We start from the raw sequence: 18,426 nt of genomic DNA, 5'->3' as shown, positions 1-18,426 counted from the left end.
GACTTTAACAGGACATGTCCGAACCGCATCAGCCGTTTTCGGCCTTCACAATCCAACATACCGGAATCTTAGCGTCTTTTCAGCCGGAGCGCGGAGCGAAGCAAGAAAAAGTGTTTCATCTGGATGCCGCCCCGGGCAAAAATTGACCCGCCGCCGGAAAAGCGCTGCTAAAGCCGATGCGCCGGTCGAGCTCGTCGGCTCTCTGCGCCAGCTGATCGACATCTGATCGGCTGATTGCCGTCGAATGGCCCGAATGCGGGAACAAACTCCATTTCAATGCGTATTGTTTTGTGATCCCGCGTATCGGGATGGCGCAGCCTGGAACGGCGAAAGGAAAACCCATGACCGACTTTGTCGCACATCCGCAGCATGGTTTGGCCTGGGTGACGGGCGCAAGCTCCGGCATCGGCCGCGCCTTGGCACTGCATCTGGCAAGAGACGGCTTCGACGTGGCGGTCACGGCCCGAGACCACGAAAAGCTGGTTCAGCTCCAACATGAAGCGCCGGGACCGGGCAAGATCATCGTGCTGGACGGCGACGTCACCGATCCGCGAGACATGGAGCGCGTTCTCGCGGCCATCGAATATGAACACGGCGCGATGGCGCTCGCGGTGCTCAATGCCGGCGTCCATATCCCGGTGCACGGCGAGGATATGCATCGCGAGGATTTCGAGAAGACATTTGCGGTGAACCTGCACGGGACGGTCAACTGTCTCTTGCCAGCCGTGCGTCACATGCAGGCGCGAGGCCACGGGCAGATCGCCATTGTCTCCTCCGTTTCGGGTTACGGCGGTCTGCCGACGAGCGCTGCCTATGGCGCGACGAAGGCGGCGTTGATCAACATGGCCGAGAGCCTGAAATTCGATCTCGACAAGACCGGAATACGTCTGCAGATCATCAATCCAGGTTTTGTCGACACGGCGTCCACTGCGAAGAACATATTTTCGATGCCGGTTTTGATCAGCCCGCAAGAGGCGGCTGACGGTATCGCCAAAGGCCTGAAATCAAACGGTTTCGAGATCACCTTTCCGAAGCGCTTCACCTACAGGATGAAAATGCTCAGCTTGCTGCCTTATGGGCTCTACTTCTGGGTATTGAACTGGGCGACCGGATGGAAAAACCGACCGCTTGTGACGCAGCGTCGCGCCGCGGAAGCGATGGCGCGCGACCCTCAGGCCGTGTGAAGCACGACCACAGCGCCGAAGACGAGGACAAGCCCGACCCAGCCGATCGGCTTCAGTTTCTGGCCGAAAAGGATGCGGGCAGAAATGGCCGTGCCAAAAATCCCGGTAGCGCCGAGGATGGCATAGGCAATCGCCAGTTCCATGCCTTTGACCGCTTCCACCAATAGGGCAAACGCCGCGAGTACCAGCAGGATCGACAGGGCGCCCCAGCCGCGGCGGGCGAATCCGTTCGACTTGGTGGAAGCAAGGTTGGCTGCGACATCAAGCACGCCCGCCAGCACCGCGAAGAGGAAATAGACGTTAGACGCGGTCATCGGCCACTTCCATTTGCTCCTCCTCGTGAACTTCGCCGGCATTGACGAGAATGATGCCACCGACGGCCATCATCAGGCCGATCATCTCCTGATTGCTCAGCACGTGATTGAAGACGAAGACGGAAACCAGCGTGATCAGCGCAATGCCGGAACCTTCCCAGATCGCGTAGGCAACGCCGACCGAGATTTTCTTCACTGCCTTGGCGAGGAAGACATAGGAGAGGGCGATGGAGACATACATCACCGCATAGCCCCAGGCGCCACCGCCGGACGAGGCGGCTTTCATCACCGTCAGGCCGATAACTTCAGTGGCAATGGCGAGCGCCAGAAAAACCCATGCAAGACGCACGTCATCCCCTTGGAATGGTCGATTGAAAAAACCTTGGTGTGCATAAGCCGCCCGACAGCGGCGGTAAAGCTGTAGCAACGACTTTATTGCTGGGGAGACGTTGAAGCATTCGGCGGTTGAGCCTGGACTGAGTGCCGCAGGCCATACCCTCATTCATAGACGATCTGTCTTACGTCGATGTTTTTGGCCCGGAAACCGGCCTCGCAGTAGAACAGATAGAATTCCCAGAGGCGCTTGAAGCGGGTGTCGAAGCCGAGCGGCTCGACCTTGTCCCAGACACTCCAGAAGCGCTGGCGCCATTCGGCCAGCGTGCGGGCATAATCGAGGCCGAAGCCGAAATCGCCGCTCATCTTCAGTCCGACCTTGCGGCCGAGATCGATCAGATGTTCGCGCGTCGGCAGCATGCCGCCCGGGAAGACATATTTCTGGATGAAGTCGGGGTTGGCGCGATATTCCCGATAGGCTTCCGGCTTGATGGTGATGATCTGCAGGCCGGCCTTGCCGCCGGGCTTCAGGCAGCGCTGCAACTGCGCGAAATAGGCGGGCCAATATTTCTCGCCGACGGCCTCGAACATCTCGATGGAGACGATCCGGTCATAGAGCCCCGTCTCGTCGCGATAGTCCTGGAACCTGATATCGACCTTGTCGGACAGCCCCGCCTTCTTCATCCGCTCGTTGGCAAAAGCGAGCTGTTCGCGGCTGATGGTCAGCCCGGTTACCTTGCAACCGATCTCGCCGGCCGCATATTCGGCAAAACCGCCCCAGCCGCAGCCGATCTCAAGGACGTGGTGACCGGCCTCGATCCCGGCAGCGTCCGCGAGCGCCTGGTATTTGGCGCGTTGCGCCGACTGCAGATCATTCGCCCCGGTCGAATAGAGCGCCGAGGAATAGGTCATGGTCGGGTCCAGCCACTGCTTGTAGAAGGCGTTGCCGAGGTCGTAGTGGGCGGAGATGTTCCGCTTCGAGCCCGTCTTCGTATTGGCGTTCAGCCAGTGGCGGAGTTTTTCGACCAGCCGCAGCACCCCGCGGGCGCCATTGGAAAAATTACGGCCGACATCGGTGTTGACGAGGAAGAGTTCGAGGAAGGCGCCGACATCCGGGCTGTCCCAGTCACCGTCCATATAGCTTTCGGCAACGGCGATGGTGCCGCCGCTGAGGGCCCGTTGTGGCATGTTCCAGTTGTGAAGGGTAACCGAGGCGACAGGTCCCTCTGTCTTGCCTTTGACGACGACCTTGCGGCTATCCGGCAATGTCAGTTTCAGGCAGCCGGCCTGCATGTGAACGAGACCGCGCAGCACCCGTTGCGCCTTGGCGGGCAGCCCCTTGATGATACGTGATAGATTTTCAGCGGAAAGGCGCTCGCCATCCTTCGGCTCGCAAGAACAGGCGTCTGCTGTGCTCATACGACAGATCCTCGGAAATCATTGCTCCTGACACAAAATAACCTCATTTCGCCGGGTCGCCAACGTTGATTTCATGAGAAAATCCGTGCCTCCAAACAATCACGAGCCATCGGGGCGGGGGAAGCGTTATTGTTTTCATAGCTTTTTTATTTCAGGTCTTGCGAAAAGTCTCGCGAACGCGGTTCTCGCTTAAGAATCAGCTCTTCTGAAAGGCAAGATGAGCACCCAACCCGATCAGCATTGCACCGCCGGCGCGCTGCATGAGGCGCTGCGCCTGGCCCGAGCGGCGCAGCCGCCCAATCACCGCGCCGGCCAGAAGCACACAGACGATGTCGGCCGAAGAAAACATGAGATTGACGATGGTCCCCAGAATGGCAAGCTGCAGCCAGACGGGGAAAGCGGCGGAAACATCGGCGAATTGCGGCAGGAAGGCCACAAAGAAGATCGCCGTCTTGGGATTGAGAACCTCGACGGTGACGCTTTCGAAAAAGGCGCGCCGGCCGGATTTCGGCTCGATGCCGGGCAGGGCGACATCCTCTCGCACCCGGGCACGAAACAGCGAAATGCCGAGCCAGACAAGATAGGCCGCTCCGGCAAATTTCACGGCCATGTAAAGCATCGGCACGGCGTGGAACAGGATCGACAAGCCGGCGGCCGCTGCAAAAACATGGACATAGCCGCCGAGATGAATGCCCAATGCAGCCATCAGCCCCGACCACCGACCGCGTGCGATCGTCTGGGCCGCGGCATAAAGCATGGCAGGGCCGGGGATGTAGGCAAAGACCGCGGTCGTGGCAAGAAAGGCGATCAGCAGGTCGGTTGCAGGCATTGTCGGCTCCGGTTCCGGCGGGTGAGGGCGGAAGTTCTTTGTACAACGGAATTGACGTATTGTCGCGCTCGTCGGTTGCAAGACCGCCGGACGCGTCAAGCCCCGCGGGAGCATGCACATATTGGGCAGAGCGTTTCAAAACCGAAAGCGCAAGAGCCAGCCGATTCGCCCAAGGGCCGGAACTGCGGCGAAGGCGAGAATCGTCAAACGCGCCGCCCAGGATAGCCTGGCGATCTGCCTCGGATCGTAACCTTCCGGATCATAGGCCGGAAGTTCAGTTTGCAGTTTCAGCCGTGGAACCTGCCTTTCGAGGTCGCGCGGATCGTTTATCGCCCAATGCAGCCTGGCTCCGGTCGCGCGCACCGAAGGCTGCCAGCTGATGAGTTCCAGTCCGAGCCGGCTATAGCCATCAAAGACCAACTCACCGCTCGGGAGATGCGCGGTGAGCCGCCGCAGCAGCTTCGGGACCTCGTCGGCCGGAAGATAAGGAAAAAGCCCCTCGGCGATGACGATGGTCGGACGGTCGGCGGGCACATCCGCGAGCCATTTCGGGTCCGTCACGGACGAACCGATCAGACTGTACCCGTCGCGCTCGGGATAGAGTTTTCGGTGTAGCGTGACAACCTCGGGATAGTCCACGTCGAACCAGCGGATATTCGGCGCCGGATCGACGCGGAATATGCGACTGTCCAGCCCGCAGCCGAGATGCAGGACGGTCGCGTCGGGATGGCGTGCAATGAAGTCACGCGTCCAGCCGTCGAGAATATGGGCGCGCATCGCCACGCCGATCATCATGTCGCGATCAACCTTCAGCCGCGAAAAGTCATAGTCGATCCGGCGGACGGTCTCGGCGGCGAAACGATCCTGCAGAAGGGAATCCGGCAGGCGGCTTTCCCCGGCCTTCGCGTAAAGCGTGATGAGGAGAGTTTGCTTCTCCCCGGTCAGCGACACTTTTTCGGCTGTCATTGTGATCCCGTGCCGTCAGAGCCGGCGCACCAAGCTCGTCCCGGCGCACTTATCGTCGGACGACAGGACAGCGATCCCGCTGCAATGCGCGCGAAACAGTACCGAGAGTATAGGCGACAATGCAGTTGTGAACAGGGTCGAGGCGATTAAGCAGGCTGGCCGGTCTCGCATCATTGAAAAATATGCAACGAAAAAGGGCTGCACCATTAAGTGCAGCCCTTTGAAACTGGCTCCCCGGGCCGGATTCGAACCGGCGACCTGTCGATTAACAGTCGAATGCTCTACCGCTGAGCTACCAGGGATCATCTGCGCGCTGCAGAAGTGAGGCTGCTAATACAAATGCTTTTCCGATTTGCCAAGCAGTTTTTCAAAAAAAGTGCACAATCTTGTCTGACTGTGGAGAACTCCCCATCTGGGGAGAGCGGCGCACTTGAAGAGCCGCAATGCAAATTCGCTCCGTGGTGCTCGCCATCGGACGTGTAGCAGGTGAGTTTATGGCAGAACCGCAGAAAACGAAAAAATTCGGTATCGATGCGCGCGCGCATGAACTCATTCTCGGGTCGTGGCGCCTGCGCCTGCCTCAATCGCGGGCCTTGCGCATTGCACTTGGTGCCGTGCTGCTCTTTGGCGGTATCCTGGGCTTCCTCCCGGTTTTGGGCTTCTGGATGGTGCCCTTAGGCCTGATCGTGCTGTCGCATGACCTCGCCTTCGTCCGGCGCCAGCGCCGCAGACTTTCCGTCTGGTGGGCGCGCAAGCGGCAGACGTCGTAACCCGGCGCCAATCTGCAAAGGCCTCACCGGGGCTGGAGGGGCTGCAATCAAGTCGTGGCGGATAAGGCTTTCACGGCATCCTTGGCCGCCGGAATGATTTCCTGAACCTGCGTCGCGGCATCATTGTCGGTGCTTTCGCCGAACATCTCGACGCCGCCCCAGGCAATGAGGGCAAGCACGAGGCTGCCGATCAGAACCATCAATACCGGTCGGCCCAGCAATCCCTGCCGCGCCTCGACACCGCTGAGCGGAAAACGGCCGGACGGTTGCGAATGTTCCGCGGCGGCGTGATGAATGCCGGCTTTCGGCGGGACAAGCCCAATAAAATCGCGCTTTGAAAAAGTTCAACGAATTTTAGGGACTTGCGGAACACATATGGAACATATAGTGTTCGTTCTTGATTTGTTTCTCGATCCGGAGTGATCTTTCATGCTGACCCGCAAGCAACAGGAACTGCTTCTGTTCATTCACGAAAGAATGAAGGAATCGGGTGTGCCGCCGTCCTTCGATGAGATGAAGGATGCACTGGACCTCGCTTCCAAATCCGGCATTCACCGGCTGATCACGGCGCTCGAGGAGCGCGGCTTCATCCGGCGTCTGCCCAACCGGGCGCGCGCGCTTGAAGTGATCAAGCTGCCGGAGGCCTATTCCATGAGCCTCCAGCCCAAGCGTGGTTTTTCGCCGAGCGTTATCCAGGGCAGCCGCGGCGCTCCGCCGGCGCCAGCCACCGCCAAGGCCGTACCGGCCAGCAATGAGAACAGTTCCGTTTCTATCCCGGTCATGGGGCGAATCGCGGCCGGTGTGCCGATCTCGGCGATCCAGAACAATACGCACGATATTTCCGTGCCGCTCGAGATGGTCGGGAGCGGCGAACATTATGCGCTGGAAGTGCGCGGCGATTCGATGATCGAGGCCGGCATTCTCGATGGCGACACCGTCATCATCCGCAATACCAACAGCGCCAGCCCGGGAGAGATTGTCGTCGCCTTGGTGGACGATGAGGAGGCGACGCTGAAGCGGTTTCGCCGCAAGGGTGCATCGATTGCGCTCGAAGCTGCCAACCCTGCCTACGAAACCCGGATTTTCGGCCCCGACCGAGTCAAGATACAAGGCAAACTGGTCGGTCTGATCCGACGTTACCATTAAGCGGCAAGCCGAATCCGGACGCCAGCGGACGCAGACGGCTGATTTTCTTTGAAAATTGACGGGAGCGGGGGCTTGGCAATGATCCGGCGCGTCGGCACATCCGCTAAAGCGCATCGCGTCAAAACGGATTCATGCGCTGCGCTTTAGGTCTTTGTTTTTATGCATGTGGTTGTCCCAAAACCGCGGCACACTTTTGGACGACATGCATTAGGCGCGGCATTTCCTGAGGAACCGAAGCGGCAATGGATGGGAGACTGGATTCTCCCATGAGAAAAAACTGGAATTCGATCATGGCGTCTTGCACTGGAACGGAAATCGGTCTAAACGCCCGTCACGATTAAGTGATGATCGTTACGAGGCCTCGTGGCGGAGTGGTGACGCAGAGGACTGCAAATCCTTGTACCCCGGTTCAATTCCGGGCGAGGCCTCCAAAATTTTCCACAATGAAATTAAAGCCTTATGGGCGATTCTGGACAATTGACTTGATGCCAGCATGTCGCATCATGTTGCAATCCAGTTCCCTTGATTTCCAACGGTTTCCGGCTACCCTCGGCTAGTTCACGCGACATGAAATGCAACATGTTGCGACCATGAGGGCCCCCTCAAAATGATCGTTGTGAAGGATTTTCGAAAGACGGGATTGCCCCATGGAAACATCAAAACATGGAGCTTGGTGTTCGACGCCGCCACCGGGGAACTTAAAGTACGGATATCAAGCACTTCCCAAGTGGGGCCGACGCGATTTGAAGAGCAGCCTCTTTCAGCCTTTTTAGCGCACACCGGAAACTCCGGTGAAAGGCGCGCACTGCGGGCGTTGCTAAGTAGGATCAGCAGTTCTATCGCTGGGATTTAGCCGGCCAACATGAACACAGCCGCCCAGAATAGGCAGGACAGTTCACCTGCGACCAAAAATCCAATGATGGGATCGTTCATGAAATCCTCCTCAGGCAACCTCCATTGCCATGAGGAAACCTTAAAGTACGGCAGACGCCTGCGCTACCCCTGATTTTAACCCGCAGCAAACCGGCCCTCAAAACGGGCAGGGAGATAACCCATGACCTTCACCGCCCCCTGTAGCCGTCGGGGCACGCGTCGGAAAGGGCGCGTCTCCGCCGAACCCGTCATTTCTGTTCCTCCCAATACCTTTTCTAGAGGTCGGAGCCTGGGCTTCAGCGAATCGGCTCCTACCGTCGCGCTGTGATTGGTGCACTCGCCAATGCGGCCATGCCCAGTCGGAGTTTTTCAACAGTATCGGCGCGAAGCAGCGCCACGATTAGAGGGTCGTGGGGTCAGTGATTTGCCGATCGCTACCTCTTGCGAACCCGAAAAGCACTCCCAATATTTTGTCAGTCACTTGGTTTCGCTGAGGAGTGGAAGCATGTTCGACTTTTTCCTTGATCCCGTGGACATCGACGTTTTGAAGCGCGCGCTCGATGCCCGTTGCCAAAAACTCAGTATTCGCCCGGAAAGTTTGGAAGCGGAGATGATCGCAAGTCAGCTCATTGAACTGTTCCAGAGCGGAGTGACGGACCAAGAGGAACTCGTCACGCGCCCGATCGCGATGGAGCTATTCCATCGGGAAAGATAGCGGAGCGACGTCAGGGTGATTGGGCTCCGTCTTTCCAACCCAGTGTCTTACAGTAGGCCTCGCCTGCCGCAATCCCGGCTCTTCGATCGAGGAACGGACCCGGTAAAGTGGTGAGTTCGTCACGGAAGCCAACGAGAACCGATTTCGTGATCACGTCGAACAGGACAGTAATATCGACTTCGTATGCCATCGTCGCCTCCCGCAATCTGTTCGCATCATAGCACACGGAATCGCCAGTCTGCTCGGTGCGCTCGCTGTAATGGCGACAGGTGACCTACCCCGTTTGGCGGGCGTCTGCGTGTTTTGTGTGCGATCTACATCTAAAGGCTGAGCGCAATCGACGGCAGCCAAGGAATTAGATCCCACAGGCGTAAGTATCGGCTTTCCTTTTCTCGAAACGGGGCGCATCCTGCAGGCCGTCAACGGGCACAATTGGGGCAACTGCAAACCTTGCACACGCGAAGGAGTGACTGGCGATGCCTCCGGATTCTGCACCACATGAATATTTTTGGATCGCATTGTATTTCTCGCCTAATCAGGATTTCGTTGGCTACGAAGGCGAACGAATGATCGGCAGAGTGACGCTAGAGGGACGACTGGAAACCGAAGGATCGTGGAGGTGGTCAAATGTCGGTGGGCCACAGTTTGACGTCCAACAAGGTTATGCGGAGTCCAAGGAGCTTGCCGTTACGGCAGTCGAAAATCGTGATCAAGAAATGATGGATGGCCGTGTCATGTGACGAGCGATCCGCAGCCCACAGACGCGCATTCAACCGCCGACTGGGACCGCTGTGTCTGCGTCCTTCGCCGCTCGCATGAACCGCTGCGCGGCCGTATAGCTGATGCCGCTCTTCTCCTTCACCCATGGCATGAAATGCCCTTGAGGCAGCTTCGCCTTGATGGCGAGGAGTTCCCGGCCGAGCTCGATCATTCTCGCCTCCGAAAGCCGCTCATAGGTGCGAGGCAGGCCTGGGCGGGATGGTGTAGCCGGCTGATCGGGCCGCGAGCCATTCGAGGGCGATACGAGTCTCCAATAGGCTTGCCTGGTCTCCTCCTGCTTTTCAGGGGAGAGTTTCTTGAACTGCGCAATGGTCATACCCAAGGCCGAAGGCGACGTAGTCTCCCTAGCTGATGCCATCGCTGGCACTGCTCTCATTCAAGCGTGGCTGTCGTCACTGACTGCAACATGAACGCGACATGAAAGCAGAAAAGCCTTTTGAAACAATTGCAGGTGAAAGCCTGCAAATCCTTGTACCCCGGTTCAATTCCGGGCGAGGCCTCCAAAATTTTCCACAATATTCGCAATTGGATAGGGTCGCCGCTTCAACCATGTCGGCAACCTTGTTTCATTGCGGACATGGGCATGATGTTCTCACTGACCAGCAGCCGATGACGCACTTTTCGATGCGTTGAAGAGAACAATTCCGACGTTCGCGATAATTGGCAGAGGTGCGTTTTATATGCGCCGCAAGGCAACGCACAACCACCGGCGACGAAGCAATCCGGCTGGAGATAAGCCACGCCATTCGCAAAGCCCAATCAATGGCGACGAAGCGAGGGAGAGTTTGCGTGCGGAATGCAGCTGGTGGTCAATGGTAGTAGAAGCATTCACAATCGGCCTTGCAATCATCCGGCGCATTCCAGACGCGGGCTGCCAGTTTCTTCGCCGCACCGGTCTCATCCAGCCTCAGGCCCAACAGTGACACGGCCGCCAGTTTTGGATTGACCGCGTCGATCTCGATCGTCGAGCCGACTTGATGGACGCCCTGTTTTGGCGTCCAGGTGAAAAACTGCACGCTGTAATGCATGGCGTTCTCCTTCACCGCGGATAAGTGGAATCCCAGTCCAAAGACTGCACTGGCGATCCGTTGGCAAACAGAAAGGGGTCGCAACAACCGGTGTGGTTTGCCTCGATCCGGAACCTAGCACAGTTTGGCGATCGAGTGAATCGTTATCGCACGAATCCCGCCAGAAAGTGCCGCTCCAGCTTTCAGGACGCGCGCTGCCCGACCACTCCCGGCGCGCGGGGTTGGTTCCCGCGGTAACAGCGCCGTATTGTCCAATCCGAGATACTGTGTTCACCAAACGTCGTCTTCTAAAACTGAACGACTGGCGCGATATTGTCTTCAGAAAATCCTGCCGGATTTGAGGATGCCTGTGATGAAAAAGAAAGAACCGCTGTTTCGTATCGGGGATTTCGCCATATGGTCTGCCATCTTGGCGAGCGTGGTCGGCTACCAGCTTTGGACGCATACCAATACACCGGCCCTGACAACGGTCATCGCAACCATCGACAAAGTCGCCGGCTGAGTGGCAATTCTTCTTATCGATCCCGCCGCCTCGAAAGGGTGGTGGCTTTTTTTGGTTTCTTAGCACCTCGTGCTATAAACCGCCCATGACACACGCTTTCACCCATCTCCGACACATACTCGGGCGGCATCGGGCCGCACCGATTTCGTTCGGAGACTCAAATGCATCACAAGAGAAAACGTCCGCGAATTGCGGCATGCGGACTCTGTAAACCTCATAAAACAAACGGGGCTTGTCCTCGCCATCGCGATATGCGCGGCGGCGATCGTCGGCGTTATCTGTCGGGAAGCGATCAGTTCCGTTGTGAAGGTCTTACAGCGCCCAGCCGCGATAAATAGTTTGAAAACGGCGCCCCGGAGGGCGCCGTGCATTCCATTACTTTACATGAGGCGCAAGAGCATCATAAGAGCGGATACCATACCGACACCGACATCATACAAGATTTTGATTGAGCGTAGCGGCTTAGCCTAACACAACCGTTATAAAGTCTTCGTCAAAAATAACAAAAATATCAATTAAATCAATGTGACGTGGCGGAAGAGGTGGGATTCGAACCCACGGTACGGTTTCCCGCACGCCGGTTTTCAAGACCGGTTCCTTAAACCACTCGGACACTCTTCCTTGCGACGGGGTGCTGGAAACGTTGCGCGTGCGGCAGGGTGGTGGTTTTGACCTGCGAGCGCGTGAGCAACAACCTCGTCGTGGCTCGCTTTATAGCCTGCAGATGAGGAACGTCAACCGCCTCGGCACACCATCAGCGCATCCATCGCAAATCGAAGAAACGGCGGGGTTTCAGGAGGCGACAAAGCCAGACCTGACACGCGTCGGAACAAAACCGGCAATTTCCTCGTTTTTCTGATCGCATAGCCGAGTTGCGACGGCGATGGCACCCAAGGTCCTTCGATGTTTTGCTTGCTGACGGCCGTTTCGCCGGCGGGCGCGGCGCTGGAAACGCCGGATGTCTATGCGGCGCAGGTTGTCGGCGCGGGCTTGACCGGCGCCGAAGAGACTGAGCGAGAGGCCTGCGTCCCACCGGATCCGCAATATATTCCCGCCTTTGTTCGCAATGCCAATGGAACGATTATCGGCATCAAGTACACCATCATCGAATATATGTGTTGAAACTGCTCTTCTGGCGTCCAACGGTTGTTTTCCAACCTCGAACGGCATCGTATAGATCGCTTTTGTTGCGTGGTCGACGGGGAAATATTAACCATTCATAAACCATAATATCAATTGTTCCATTCTGGCACGGTTAACCATTCGCAATTTCGCCACGTTGTTGTCATGATTAATCGACTGTTACGTTTCGTGACGCCGGTTCTTTCGCGTGGGGGCATGCGCGAGAGGGTACCGAGGTCGGCTTTTACGAATTGCGATTGTGGGACACATGACATCCAATCAGACTGCGGCTCTTCTCGTCCAGGGACTGCGTGTTGCCGCCATCCCGATGCTTTGCGTCGCGCTGACGGCGTGCGGAACGACAGGCAGCGTCAAGAAAAACAAGACACGCAGCAAGGAGTATTTTGCCGAGTCGATCTATGGCGTGAAGGCCAGCCCGCGTGTTGCCGATGGCAAGAACATCCCGAAGGGCGGCGGCCGCTATCAGGTCGGCAAGCCCTATCAGGTCAAAGGCAAGTGGTACCAGCCGAAAGAGGATTTCGGCTACAACAAGACCGGCATGTCCTCCTGGTATGGCTCGGCGTTTCACGGCCGCCTGACGGCGAACGGCGAAGTCTACGATAAATATCACCTGTCGGCCGCCCACCCGACATTCCCGCTGCCGAGCTATGCCCGCGTCACCAACCTTGAGAACGGTTCTTCGGTGGTGGTGCGCGTCAATGATCGCGGCCCTTATGAATTCGGGCGCATTATCGACGTCTCTTCCAAGACCGCCGACTTCCTCGACATGAAGCGCAAGGGCAGCGCCAAGGTGCGCGTCCAGTATATCGGCAAAGCGCCGCTCGAGGGCAACGACATGCCCTATCTGATGGCGTCCTACGTAAAGAAGGGCGACCGCACGCCGAACGCCTTCCCAGAAGGACAAATCGCAACCGGCGTGATGGTCGCCTCGAACGAGCCCTTGCGCAAACAGGCCGGAAGCCTCGGCACGCTGACCATGCCTTCGAAATCGAACATGGAAATGGGCGTACCGGTGACAGCGCTTGCCGAGACCGAGACGCCGTTGCCCTCGTCTCCGGCGCTCGACGCGTTTGCCATGCTTCCGGAAATCGGGCCGATCCCGACCGAACGTCCGGAGTTCATCCCGCTTCCCGATGGCAACATGGCCTATGCGGCGGCTTACGTCGAAGCGCGCGTCAGCACGTCCGAAACGGCTTTTGATGCCATTCTGGTCGACAAGAACCCGCTGACGCCAAATTCCATTGTTGAATATGCAAAACGCCAGAACGTCCTGCGCTAATCCGAGGCGCGGCGATTGATCCCCGGTGGGCCGGCTGCTATGGCCGGAGAGGAACCGGAGTTTGGAATGCGCGCACGGCTGTTCTCGGTCTTCATTTTCGTAGCATTACTCATCTGCGCGCCCTCAGCCGCGCAAGCCCAGACCTTTGAAACCAAAGCGAAGCAGGCCTATCTCATCGATGCCGAAACTGGCACGGTCCTCTTCGCCAAGGATGAAAATGTCCCTGTGCCGCCGGCATCGCTTGCCAAGTTGGTGACCGCCGAGATCGTCTTCGACGCCATCGGCAAGAACGAGCTGACGCTCGATACTGAATTTCCGGTCTCAGAGCATGCCTGGCGGACCGGTGGCGCGCCATCCGGCACCTCGACGATGTTCGCCGCTTTGAAGTCGCGCATCCGCGTTGCCGATCTCCTTCAGGGCGTGACCGTCCAGTTCGCCAATGACGCCTGCATCATCCTGGCGGAAGGGATGACCGGCAGCGAAGACGCCTTCGCCAGGCGCATGACGGAACGCGCCCGCGAACTCGGAATGACCGCCTCGGTTTTCCGCAATGCGACTGGACTTCCTGATCCACAGAATACGGTCACAATGCGCGACATGGCGCTGCTGGCCCGGCATATTCACGCCAATTACCCGGAATTCCGCCGCTACTATTCCCAGGCCGAATTCGAGTGGAACAAGATCCTCCAGCGGAACCGCAATCCGCTTGTCGCGGCCAATATCGGCGTCGATGGCTTCGTGACCGGATTTGCCGAGGGTTTCGGTTATTCGATGGTCGCGACGATGCAGAGAGAGGGGCGGCGTGTCTTTCTCGCCATTGGCGGGCTGGCAAGCGACAAGGAGCGGATCGAGGAGACGCGCCGGGTGCTCGACTGGTCGATGACCGCTTTTGAAAGGAAGAGGTTGTTCGAGGCCGGCGACGCCGTCGGCGAAGCCGCCGTCTACGGTGGAGCGCAATCGCACGTGACTTTGGTTACCCGCGATGCCGTCGATGTACTCGTGCCCGTTAACAATCCCGAGCGTCTGTCGGCCAAGGTGATCTATCGCTGGCCCCTGACTGTTCCGCTGGAGGCGGGACGCGACGCAGGCACGCTGAAGATCTGGAATGGCACGCGGCTGCTGCGCGAGGTTCCGGTCGAAACTGCAGCGGCCGTGGGGGAGGGCTCGCTGAGCAGCCGGGCGGCCGACGCGCTGCAGGAACTGCTGTTTTTCTGGTTGTGAGGAAATGACGGCATCGAAGGTTTCGCCGTCCGGGACAATCCGCTAAACAGAACTCGAGTTGCAAGCGCTGCACCGCCGAGGGCAGCTAGAAAACAAACGCGCCCGTCGTATCGCCGGGCGATGACGGTCATACGGGAATAGAGAGTGTCAGTCGGAAAAGGCCTGTTCGTTACATTCGAGGGCGGCGAGGGGGCTGGAAAATCCACCCAGATTCGCCTGCTTGCCGATTCCCTGCGTGACCGCGGCTGCACGGTTCTGACCACGCGTGAGCCCGGCGGCTCGCCGGGCGCGGAGGCCGTGCGGCACGTGCTTCTCTCCGGTGCGGCGCAGGAATTTGGGGTGCGCATGGAAGCTATTCTTTTTGCCGCCGCACGAAGCGATCATGTCGAACAAGTCATTCGGCCGGCACTTCTGAACGGCACCGTCGTCCTGTGCGACCGGTTCATGGACTCCTCGCGCGTCTATCAGGGGGTGACCGGCAATCTGGAGCCCTCCTTCATCGAAGCGCTCGAGCGGGTCGCGGTCAACGGCGTGACCCCGCATTGCACCATCATCTTCGATCTGCCGGCATCCATCGGTCTCGACCGTGTGCGCCGCCGCGCGGCTGTGGCGGAGGCGCCAGCCGGCGAGGAGGTCGAACTCGACCGCTTCGAGAAAGAGGAACTCGAAACGCATGAAAAGCGCCGCGAGGCTTTCCTTGATATCGCCAGAGCCGATCCGAGGCGCTGTCATGTGGTCGACGCGGCAGCGAGCGCCAGCGATATTGCCGCCGCCGTGCTTGCGATTGTCGAGCCGTTGCTGCCACAGGATGGCGACGGGCCGGAAACGGAAGCGGCCCAATGAGCACCGATCGATTTGACGTTCTGGAAGGCGCGATCCCGCCCGCCGAGAATACGAAGCTCTTCGGTCATGCGGATGCCGAGCATTTTCTGGCCCAAAGCTACCGGTCGGGGAAAGGGCACCACGCCATTCTGATCGAGGGGCCGGCGGGTGTCGGCAAGGCAACGCTTGCCTTCCGCTTCGCCAACCATGTGTTGACGTATCCGGACCCATCATTGGCACCGGCGAAACTGGCCGATCCCGATCCGCATTCGATCGTCAGCCGGCAGATCGCCTCCGGCGCCTCGCACAACCTCTTGCATCTGACACGGCCGGTCGACGACAAGACCGGCAAGGTCAAGAGCGCCATCACCGTCGACGAGGTACGCCGAGCGGGAAAATTCTTCTCGCAGACGTCTGGGACCGGCAACTGGCGGATCGTCATCGTCGATCCCGCCGATGATCTCAACCGCAATGCCGCCAACGCAATCCTGAAAATTCTCGAGGAGCCGCCGAAACGGTCGTTGTTCCTGGTGCTGACCCATGCGCCGGGCAAGCTGCTGCCGACGATCCGTTCGCGCTGCCTGCCGCTGCAGTTGAAGCCGCTGGCGCCCGGCGCTTTGCGCGACGCGATGACCAATCTGGGCTTTGACCTCTCCGGTCCGGACGCGCAAAAGGTGCTCGCTGCGGCGGATGGCAGCGTGTCGGAAGCGTTGAAGCTGATCAACTATGGTGGCCTCGACATCATGACCGCCTTTGAAGCGATCCTTGTCGGGCAGGGGCCGGCGATCCGCAAGGATATGCACAAGCTCGCCGATGTTCTTTCCGCCAAGGACAGCGAGACCATTTTCGATTTCTTTTCGGCGCTGGTGAGCGGGCATATCATGCGGGTAGCACGCCAGGCGGCAGCCGCTGGCGACATCGCCGGGGCCGAACGCTTTGCGCGGCTGTCGTCGGCCACCAGCGAGCGGCTTTCTCTGGCGCAAGCCTATAATCTGGATCGCAAACAGACCGTTCTTTCGATCCTCGACGACATCAAGACGCAGTCCCTTCCGGCGATCTGAATTTCCACTTGCGTTCGATCGCGGCTGCAAGATCGATATGGTTCTGTTCGGCAAAGAGCAGGACGTGACCGAGAAGATCGGCCGTTTCATCGGAAAGCGCGCGTTGCAGGTCCTGTTCCGATTGCCCCTTCAGGCGGCCGCGGCCGGTCAGCCTGTTCCGGATCTGGGGTGAGTTCACCGAGTTCCTCGTGCATCTTGAGGACGAACCAATCCCGGTCTCGCTCGATCTGGTGCATGTCCGCGTAAGCCGCCGGTGCGAGAGAGAATGTCTCACCGAGCTGTTTCAGCATGAAAGGGTCTCCGTTTCGTTCACTGAATGTTCCAGGCACCAGCTGGAATTGTCAAGGCGTGCGTGTTGTGGCAGGACAATTGGCTATGCGACAGCCGCAGGCAGCTTTTCTGGGCGTGCACTGTTTCATCCGGCCATGGGATGCGCTAATAGCCAGACACCAAAAGATCAGACACAGGCCGAAACCCGATCATGACCGACACGTCCCCGTTTTACATCACCACCGCGATCTCCTACCCGAACGGCAAGCCGCATATCGGCCATGCCTACGAGTTGATTGCGACGGATGCGATGGCCCGCTACCAGCGGCTGGACGGACGCGACGTGTTTTTCCTGACGGGGACAGACGAACACGGCCAGAAGATGCAGCAAACGGCCCGCAAGGAAGGCATTTCAGCGCAGGAGCTGGCGGACAGGAACTCGGCCGAATTCCAGAAGATGGCCGTTCTCCTCAATGCCTCGAATGATGATTTCATTCGCACGACCGAGAAGCGCCACTACGAAGCCGTAAAGAATATCTGGATCCGCATGGGCGAGGCGGGCGACCTCTACAAGGACAGCTATTCGGGCTGGTATTCCGTGCGCGACGAAGCCTACTATCAGGAAGGCGAGACCGAGCTACGCGCCGACGGCGTGCGCTATGGGCCTCAAGGGTCGCCGGTCGAGTGGGTGGAAGAGGCGAGCTACTTCTTCAAGCTTTCCGCCTATCAGGAAAAGCTGCTGAAACACTACGAGGAAAACCCGGATTTCATCGGCCCCGCCGAGCGCCGCAATGAGGTGATTTCCTTCGTGAAATCCGGCCTGAAGGATCTCTCCATGTCGCGCACGACGTTCGACTGGGGTATTCCGGTGCCATACGATCCCGGCCATGTCATGTATGTCTGGGTCGACGCGCTGACCAACTACGTCACCGCGACCGGCTACCTGACGGATCCGGAAGGGCCGCGGGCGAAATACTGGCCGGCGAACATCCACATGATCGGCAAGGACATCATTCGCTTTCACGCGGTCTACTGGCCTGCCTTCCTGATGTCGGCCGGCCTGCCTTTGCCGAAGAAGGTCTTTGCGCATGGCTTCCTGCTCAACAAGGGTGAGAAGATGTCGAAGTCGCTCGGCAACGTCGTCGATCCCTTCAATCTGGTCGAGCATTTCGGCCTCGACCAGATCCGTTATTTTTTCCTGCGCGAAGTCTCCTTCGGTCAGGACGGCAGTTACAGCGAGGAGGGGATCGCGACCCGCATCAATTCCGATCTTGCCAATGGCATCGGCAATCTCGCCAGCCGATCGCTGTCGATGATTGTCAAGAACTGCGACGGTCAGATCCCCGAATGCGGACCGCTGACCGAAGAGGACAACGCGATGCTGGCATCGGCGGACGCGCTGCATGCCTCGACGCGCGACGACATGAACGCGCTGATGATCCATCGGGCGCTGACCTCGATCATCGCCGTGGTGTCCGAGGCCGACCGCTACTTCGCAAGCCAGGAACCGTGGGCGTTGAAGAAAACCGATCCGGCCCGCATGGCGACCGTGCTTTACGTCACGGCCGACGTCGTGCGCCAGATTGCCATCCTGCTGCAGCCCTTCATGCCGGAATCGGCCGGAAAGCTGCTCGACCTCGTCGCCGTTCCGGCCGACAAGCGCGATTTCGCGTCTCTTGGCGAAGCGGGGCGTCTGGTCGCAGGTACGGCTCTGGAGGCACCGAAGCCGGTTTTCCCGCGCTACGTCGCGCCGGAAGCATGAGGACCACCA

The 18,426-nt window shown here is 58.7% G+C and carries 22 protein-coding genes, 3 tRNA genes and 1 pseudogene; 14 read left to right on the top strand and 12 right to left on the bottom strand.

The window, feature by feature from the left end; genetic code table 11:
- The first annotated feature begins 341 nt into the window (after nucleotides 1-341).
- Nucleotides 342-1,184 (top strand): SDR family NAD(P)-dependent oxidoreductase, encoded by an 843-nt coding sequence (locus tag WI754_RS15765; RefSeq protein ID WP_349434426.1) that lies wholly within the window; start codon nucleotides 342-344, stop codon nucleotides 1,182-1,184.
- Here WI754_RS15765 and WI754_RS15760 read toward each other — a convergent pair.
- From WI754_RS15760 to WI754_RS15735, 6 genes are all read right to left on the bottom strand, one after another.
- Nucleotides 1,172-1,498, bottom strand: a complete 327-nt coding sequence (locus tag WI754_RS15760; protein ID WP_349434424.1) for an SMR family transporter — start codon at nucleotides 1,496-1,498, stop codon at nucleotides 1,172-1,174. The genes WI754_RS15765 and WI754_RS15760 overlap by 13 nt on opposite strands.
- Nucleotides 1,485-1,847 carry an SMR family transporter gene (locus WI754_RS15755; protein ID WP_349434423.1) on the bottom strand — a complete coding sequence of 121 codons (363 nt, stop codon included), beginning with the start codon at nucleotides 1,845-1,847 and terminating at the stop codon, nucleotides 1,485-1,487. Before WI754_RS15755 ends, WI754_RS15760 begins: the two co-directional genes overlap by 14 nt.
- Nucleotides 1,848-1,996: 149 nt before the next feature.
- Complete coding sequence (locus WI754_RS15750) at nucleotides 1,997-3,250, bottom strand: cyclopropane-fatty-acyl-phospholipid synthase family protein (RefSeq protein WP_349434421.1); 1,254 nt, start codon at nucleotides 3,248-3,250, stop codon at nucleotides 1,997-1,999.
- 196 nt (nucleotides 3,251-3,446) lie between these two features.
- A complete protein-coding gene (locus tag WI754_RS15745) occupies nucleotides 3,447-4,079 on the bottom strand; it encodes a LysE family translocator (RefSeq protein WP_349434419.1) in 633 nt (210 codons plus the stop codon).
- Nucleotides 4,080-4,214: 135 nt separating this feature from the next.
- Nucleotides 4,215-5,045 (bottom strand): class I SAM-dependent methyltransferase, encoded by an 831-nt coding sequence (locus tag WI754_RS15740; RefSeq protein WP_349434418.1) that lies wholly within the window; start codon nucleotides 5,043-5,045, stop codon nucleotides 4,215-4,217.
- A 227-nt stretch (nucleotides 5,046-5,272) separates the two neighbouring features.
- Nucleotides 5,273-5,347: transfer RNA gene (locus WI754_RS15735), tRNA-Asn, on the bottom strand.
- Between the two features lie 192 nt (nucleotides 5,348-5,539).
- Between WI754_RS15735 and WI754_RS15730 the strand changes: the two genes are divergently transcribed.
- A complete protein-coding gene (locus tag WI754_RS15730; protein WP_349437830.1) occupies nucleotides 5,540-5,815 on the top strand; it encodes a hypothetical protein in 276 nt (91 codons plus the stop codon).
- 47 nt (nucleotides 5,816-5,862) lie between these two features.
- Here the strand turns inward: WI754_RS15730 and WI754_RS15725 are convergent, their stop codons facing one another.
- A complete protein-coding gene (locus WI754_RS15725; protein ID WP_349434416.1) occupies nucleotides 5,863-6,015 on the bottom strand; it encodes a hypothetical protein in 153 nt (50 codons plus the stop codon).
- Between the two features lie 229 nt (nucleotides 6,016-6,244).
- Here WI754_RS15725 and lexA point away from each other — a divergent pair, with 229 nt between their 5' ends.
- The 3 genes from lexA to WI754_RS15710 all read left to right on the top strand — a co-directional run bounded on the left by lexA (nucleotide 6,245) and on the right by WI754_RS15710 (nucleotide 8,549).
- Complete coding sequence (gene lexA / locus WI754_RS15720) at nucleotides 6,245-6,961, top strand: transcriptional repressor LexA (protein ID WP_349434415.1); 717 nt, start codon at nucleotides 6,245-6,247, stop codon at nucleotides 6,959-6,961.
- A 357-nt stretch (nucleotides 6,962-7,318) separates the two neighbouring features.
- Nucleotides 7,319-7,392, top strand: a tRNA-Cys gene (locus tag WI754_RS15715).
- Nucleotides 7,393-8,339: 947 nt separating this feature from the next.
- Nucleotides 8,340-8,549 (top strand): hypothetical protein, encoded by a 210-nt coding sequence (locus tag WI754_RS15710; RefSeq protein WP_349434414.1) that lies wholly within the window; start codon nucleotides 8,340-8,342, stop codon nucleotides 8,547-8,549.
- A 10-nt stretch (nucleotides 8,550-8,559) separates the two neighbouring features.
- Here the strand turns inward: WI754_RS15710 and WI754_RS15705 are convergent, their stop codons facing one another.
- Nucleotides 8,560-8,739 (bottom strand): hypothetical protein, encoded by a 180-nt coding sequence (locus WI754_RS15705; protein ID WP_349434412.1) that lies wholly within the window; start codon nucleotides 8,737-8,739, stop codon nucleotides 8,560-8,562.
- Between the two features lie 286 nt (nucleotides 8,740-9,025).
- On the opposite strand from WI754_RS15705, the gene WI754_RS15700 reads away from it, so the two are divergent.
- A complete protein-coding gene (locus WI754_RS15700; RefSeq protein ID WP_349434411.1) occupies nucleotides 9,026-9,289 on the top strand; it encodes a hypothetical protein in 264 nt (87 codons plus the stop codon).
- Between the two features lie 29 nt (nucleotides 9,290-9,318).
- On the opposite strand, the gene WI754_RS15695 is transcribed toward WI754_RS15700, so the two are convergent.
- Nucleotides 9,319-9,480, bottom strand: a complete 162-nt coding sequence (locus WI754_RS15695; protein ID WP_349434409.1) for a DUF3102 domain-containing protein — start codon at nucleotides 9,478-9,480, stop codon at nucleotides 9,319-9,321.
- 266 nt (nucleotides 9,481-9,746) lie between these two features.
- On the opposite strand from WI754_RS15695, the gene WI754_RS15690 reads away from it, so the two are divergent.
- Complete coding sequence (locus WI754_RS15690; RefSeq protein ID WP_349434407.1) at nucleotides 9,747-9,962, top strand: hypothetical protein; 216 nt, start codon at nucleotides 9,747-9,749, stop codon at nucleotides 9,960-9,962.
- A 176-nt stretch (nucleotides 9,963-10,138) separates the two neighbouring features.
- Here WI754_RS15690 and WI754_RS15685 read toward each other — a convergent pair whose 3' ends face one another.
- Entirely contained in the window at nucleotides 10,139-10,357 is a 219-nt protein-coding gene (locus WI754_RS15685; RefSeq protein ID WP_037130304.1) for a hypothetical protein, read from the bottom strand.
- A 352-nt stretch (nucleotides 10,358-10,709) separates the two neighbouring features.
- On the opposite strand from WI754_RS15685, the gene WI754_RS15680 reads away from it, so the two are divergent.
- Nucleotides 10,710-10,859: a hypothetical protein gene (locus tag WI754_RS15680; RefSeq protein WP_349434405.1), complete on the top strand. Its 150-nt coding sequence runs from the start codon at nucleotides 10,710-10,712 to the stop codon at nucleotides 10,857-10,859.
- A 531-nt stretch (nucleotides 10,860-11,390) separates the two neighbouring features.
- On the opposite strand, the gene WI754_RS15675 is transcribed toward WI754_RS15680, so the two are convergent.
- Nucleotides 11,391-11,480 (bottom strand) — tRNA-Ser (locus WI754_RS15675).
- A gap of 291 nt (nucleotides 11,481-11,771) precedes the next feature.
- Between WI754_RS15675 and WI754_RS15670 the strand changes: the two genes are divergently transcribed.
- From WI754_RS15670 to WI754_RS15650, 5 genes are all read left to right on the top strand, one after another.
- Nucleotides 11,772-11,981 (top strand): hypothetical protein, encoded by a 210-nt coding sequence (locus WI754_RS15670; protein WP_349434404.1) that lies wholly within the window; start codon nucleotides 11,772-11,774, stop codon nucleotides 11,979-11,981.
- Nucleotides 11,982-12,249: 268 nt separating this feature from the next.
- Nucleotides 12,250-13,281, top strand: a complete 1,032-nt coding sequence (locus WI754_RS15665; RefSeq protein WP_349434403.1) for a septal ring lytic transglycosylase RlpA family protein — start codon at nucleotides 12,250-12,252, stop codon at nucleotides 13,279-13,281.
- Between the two features lie 66 nt (nucleotides 13,282-13,347).
- Complete coding sequence (locus WI754_RS15660) at nucleotides 13,348-14,502, top strand: D-alanyl-D-alanine carboxypeptidase family protein (protein ID WP_349434401.1); 1,155 nt, start codon at nucleotides 13,348-13,350, stop codon at nucleotides 14,500-14,502.
- A 144-nt stretch (nucleotides 14,503-14,646) separates the two neighbouring features.
- Nucleotides 14,647-15,345, top strand: a complete 699-nt coding sequence (gene tmk, locus WI754_RS15655; protein ID WP_349434400.1) for a dTMP kinase — start codon at nucleotides 14,647-14,649, stop codon at nucleotides 15,343-15,345.
- The gene (locus tag WI754_RS15650) at nucleotides 15,342-16,385 is read left to right on the top strand and encodes a DNA polymerase III subunit delta' (protein ID WP_349434399.1); all 1,044 of its coding nucleotides are present in this window, start codon (nucleotides 15,342-15,344) and stop codon (nucleotides 16,383-16,385) included. The genes tmk and WI754_RS15650 overlap by 4 nt, the downstream gene beginning before the upstream one ends.
- Here the strand turns inward: WI754_RS15650 and WI754_RS15645 are convergent.
- Nucleotides 16,357-16,675, bottom strand: a pseudogene (locus WI754_RS15645) (pyrophosphatase). The gene WI754_RS15650 and the pseudogene WI754_RS15645 sit on opposite strands and share 29 nt — an antisense overlap.
- A 191-nt stretch (nucleotides 16,676-16,866) precedes the next feature.
- Here WI754_RS15645 and metG point away from each other — a divergent pair.
- Nucleotides 16,867-18,417, top strand: a complete 1,551-nt coding sequence (metG, locus tag WI754_RS15640; protein ID WP_349434397.1) for a methionine--tRNA ligase — start codon at nucleotides 16,867-16,869, stop codon at nucleotides 18,415-18,417.
- Nucleotides 18,418-18,426 lie beyond the last annotated feature (9 nt).

It is taken from the genome of Pararhizobium sp. A13, from assembly GCF_040126305.1.
Taxonomy (GTDB): Bacteria; Pseudomonadota; Alphaproteobacteria; order Rhizobiales; family Rhizobiaceae; genus Pararhizobium.
The sequence above is the reverse complement of the archived record's forward strand: the minus strand, read 5'-3'. Positions and strand labels throughout refer to the sequence as shown.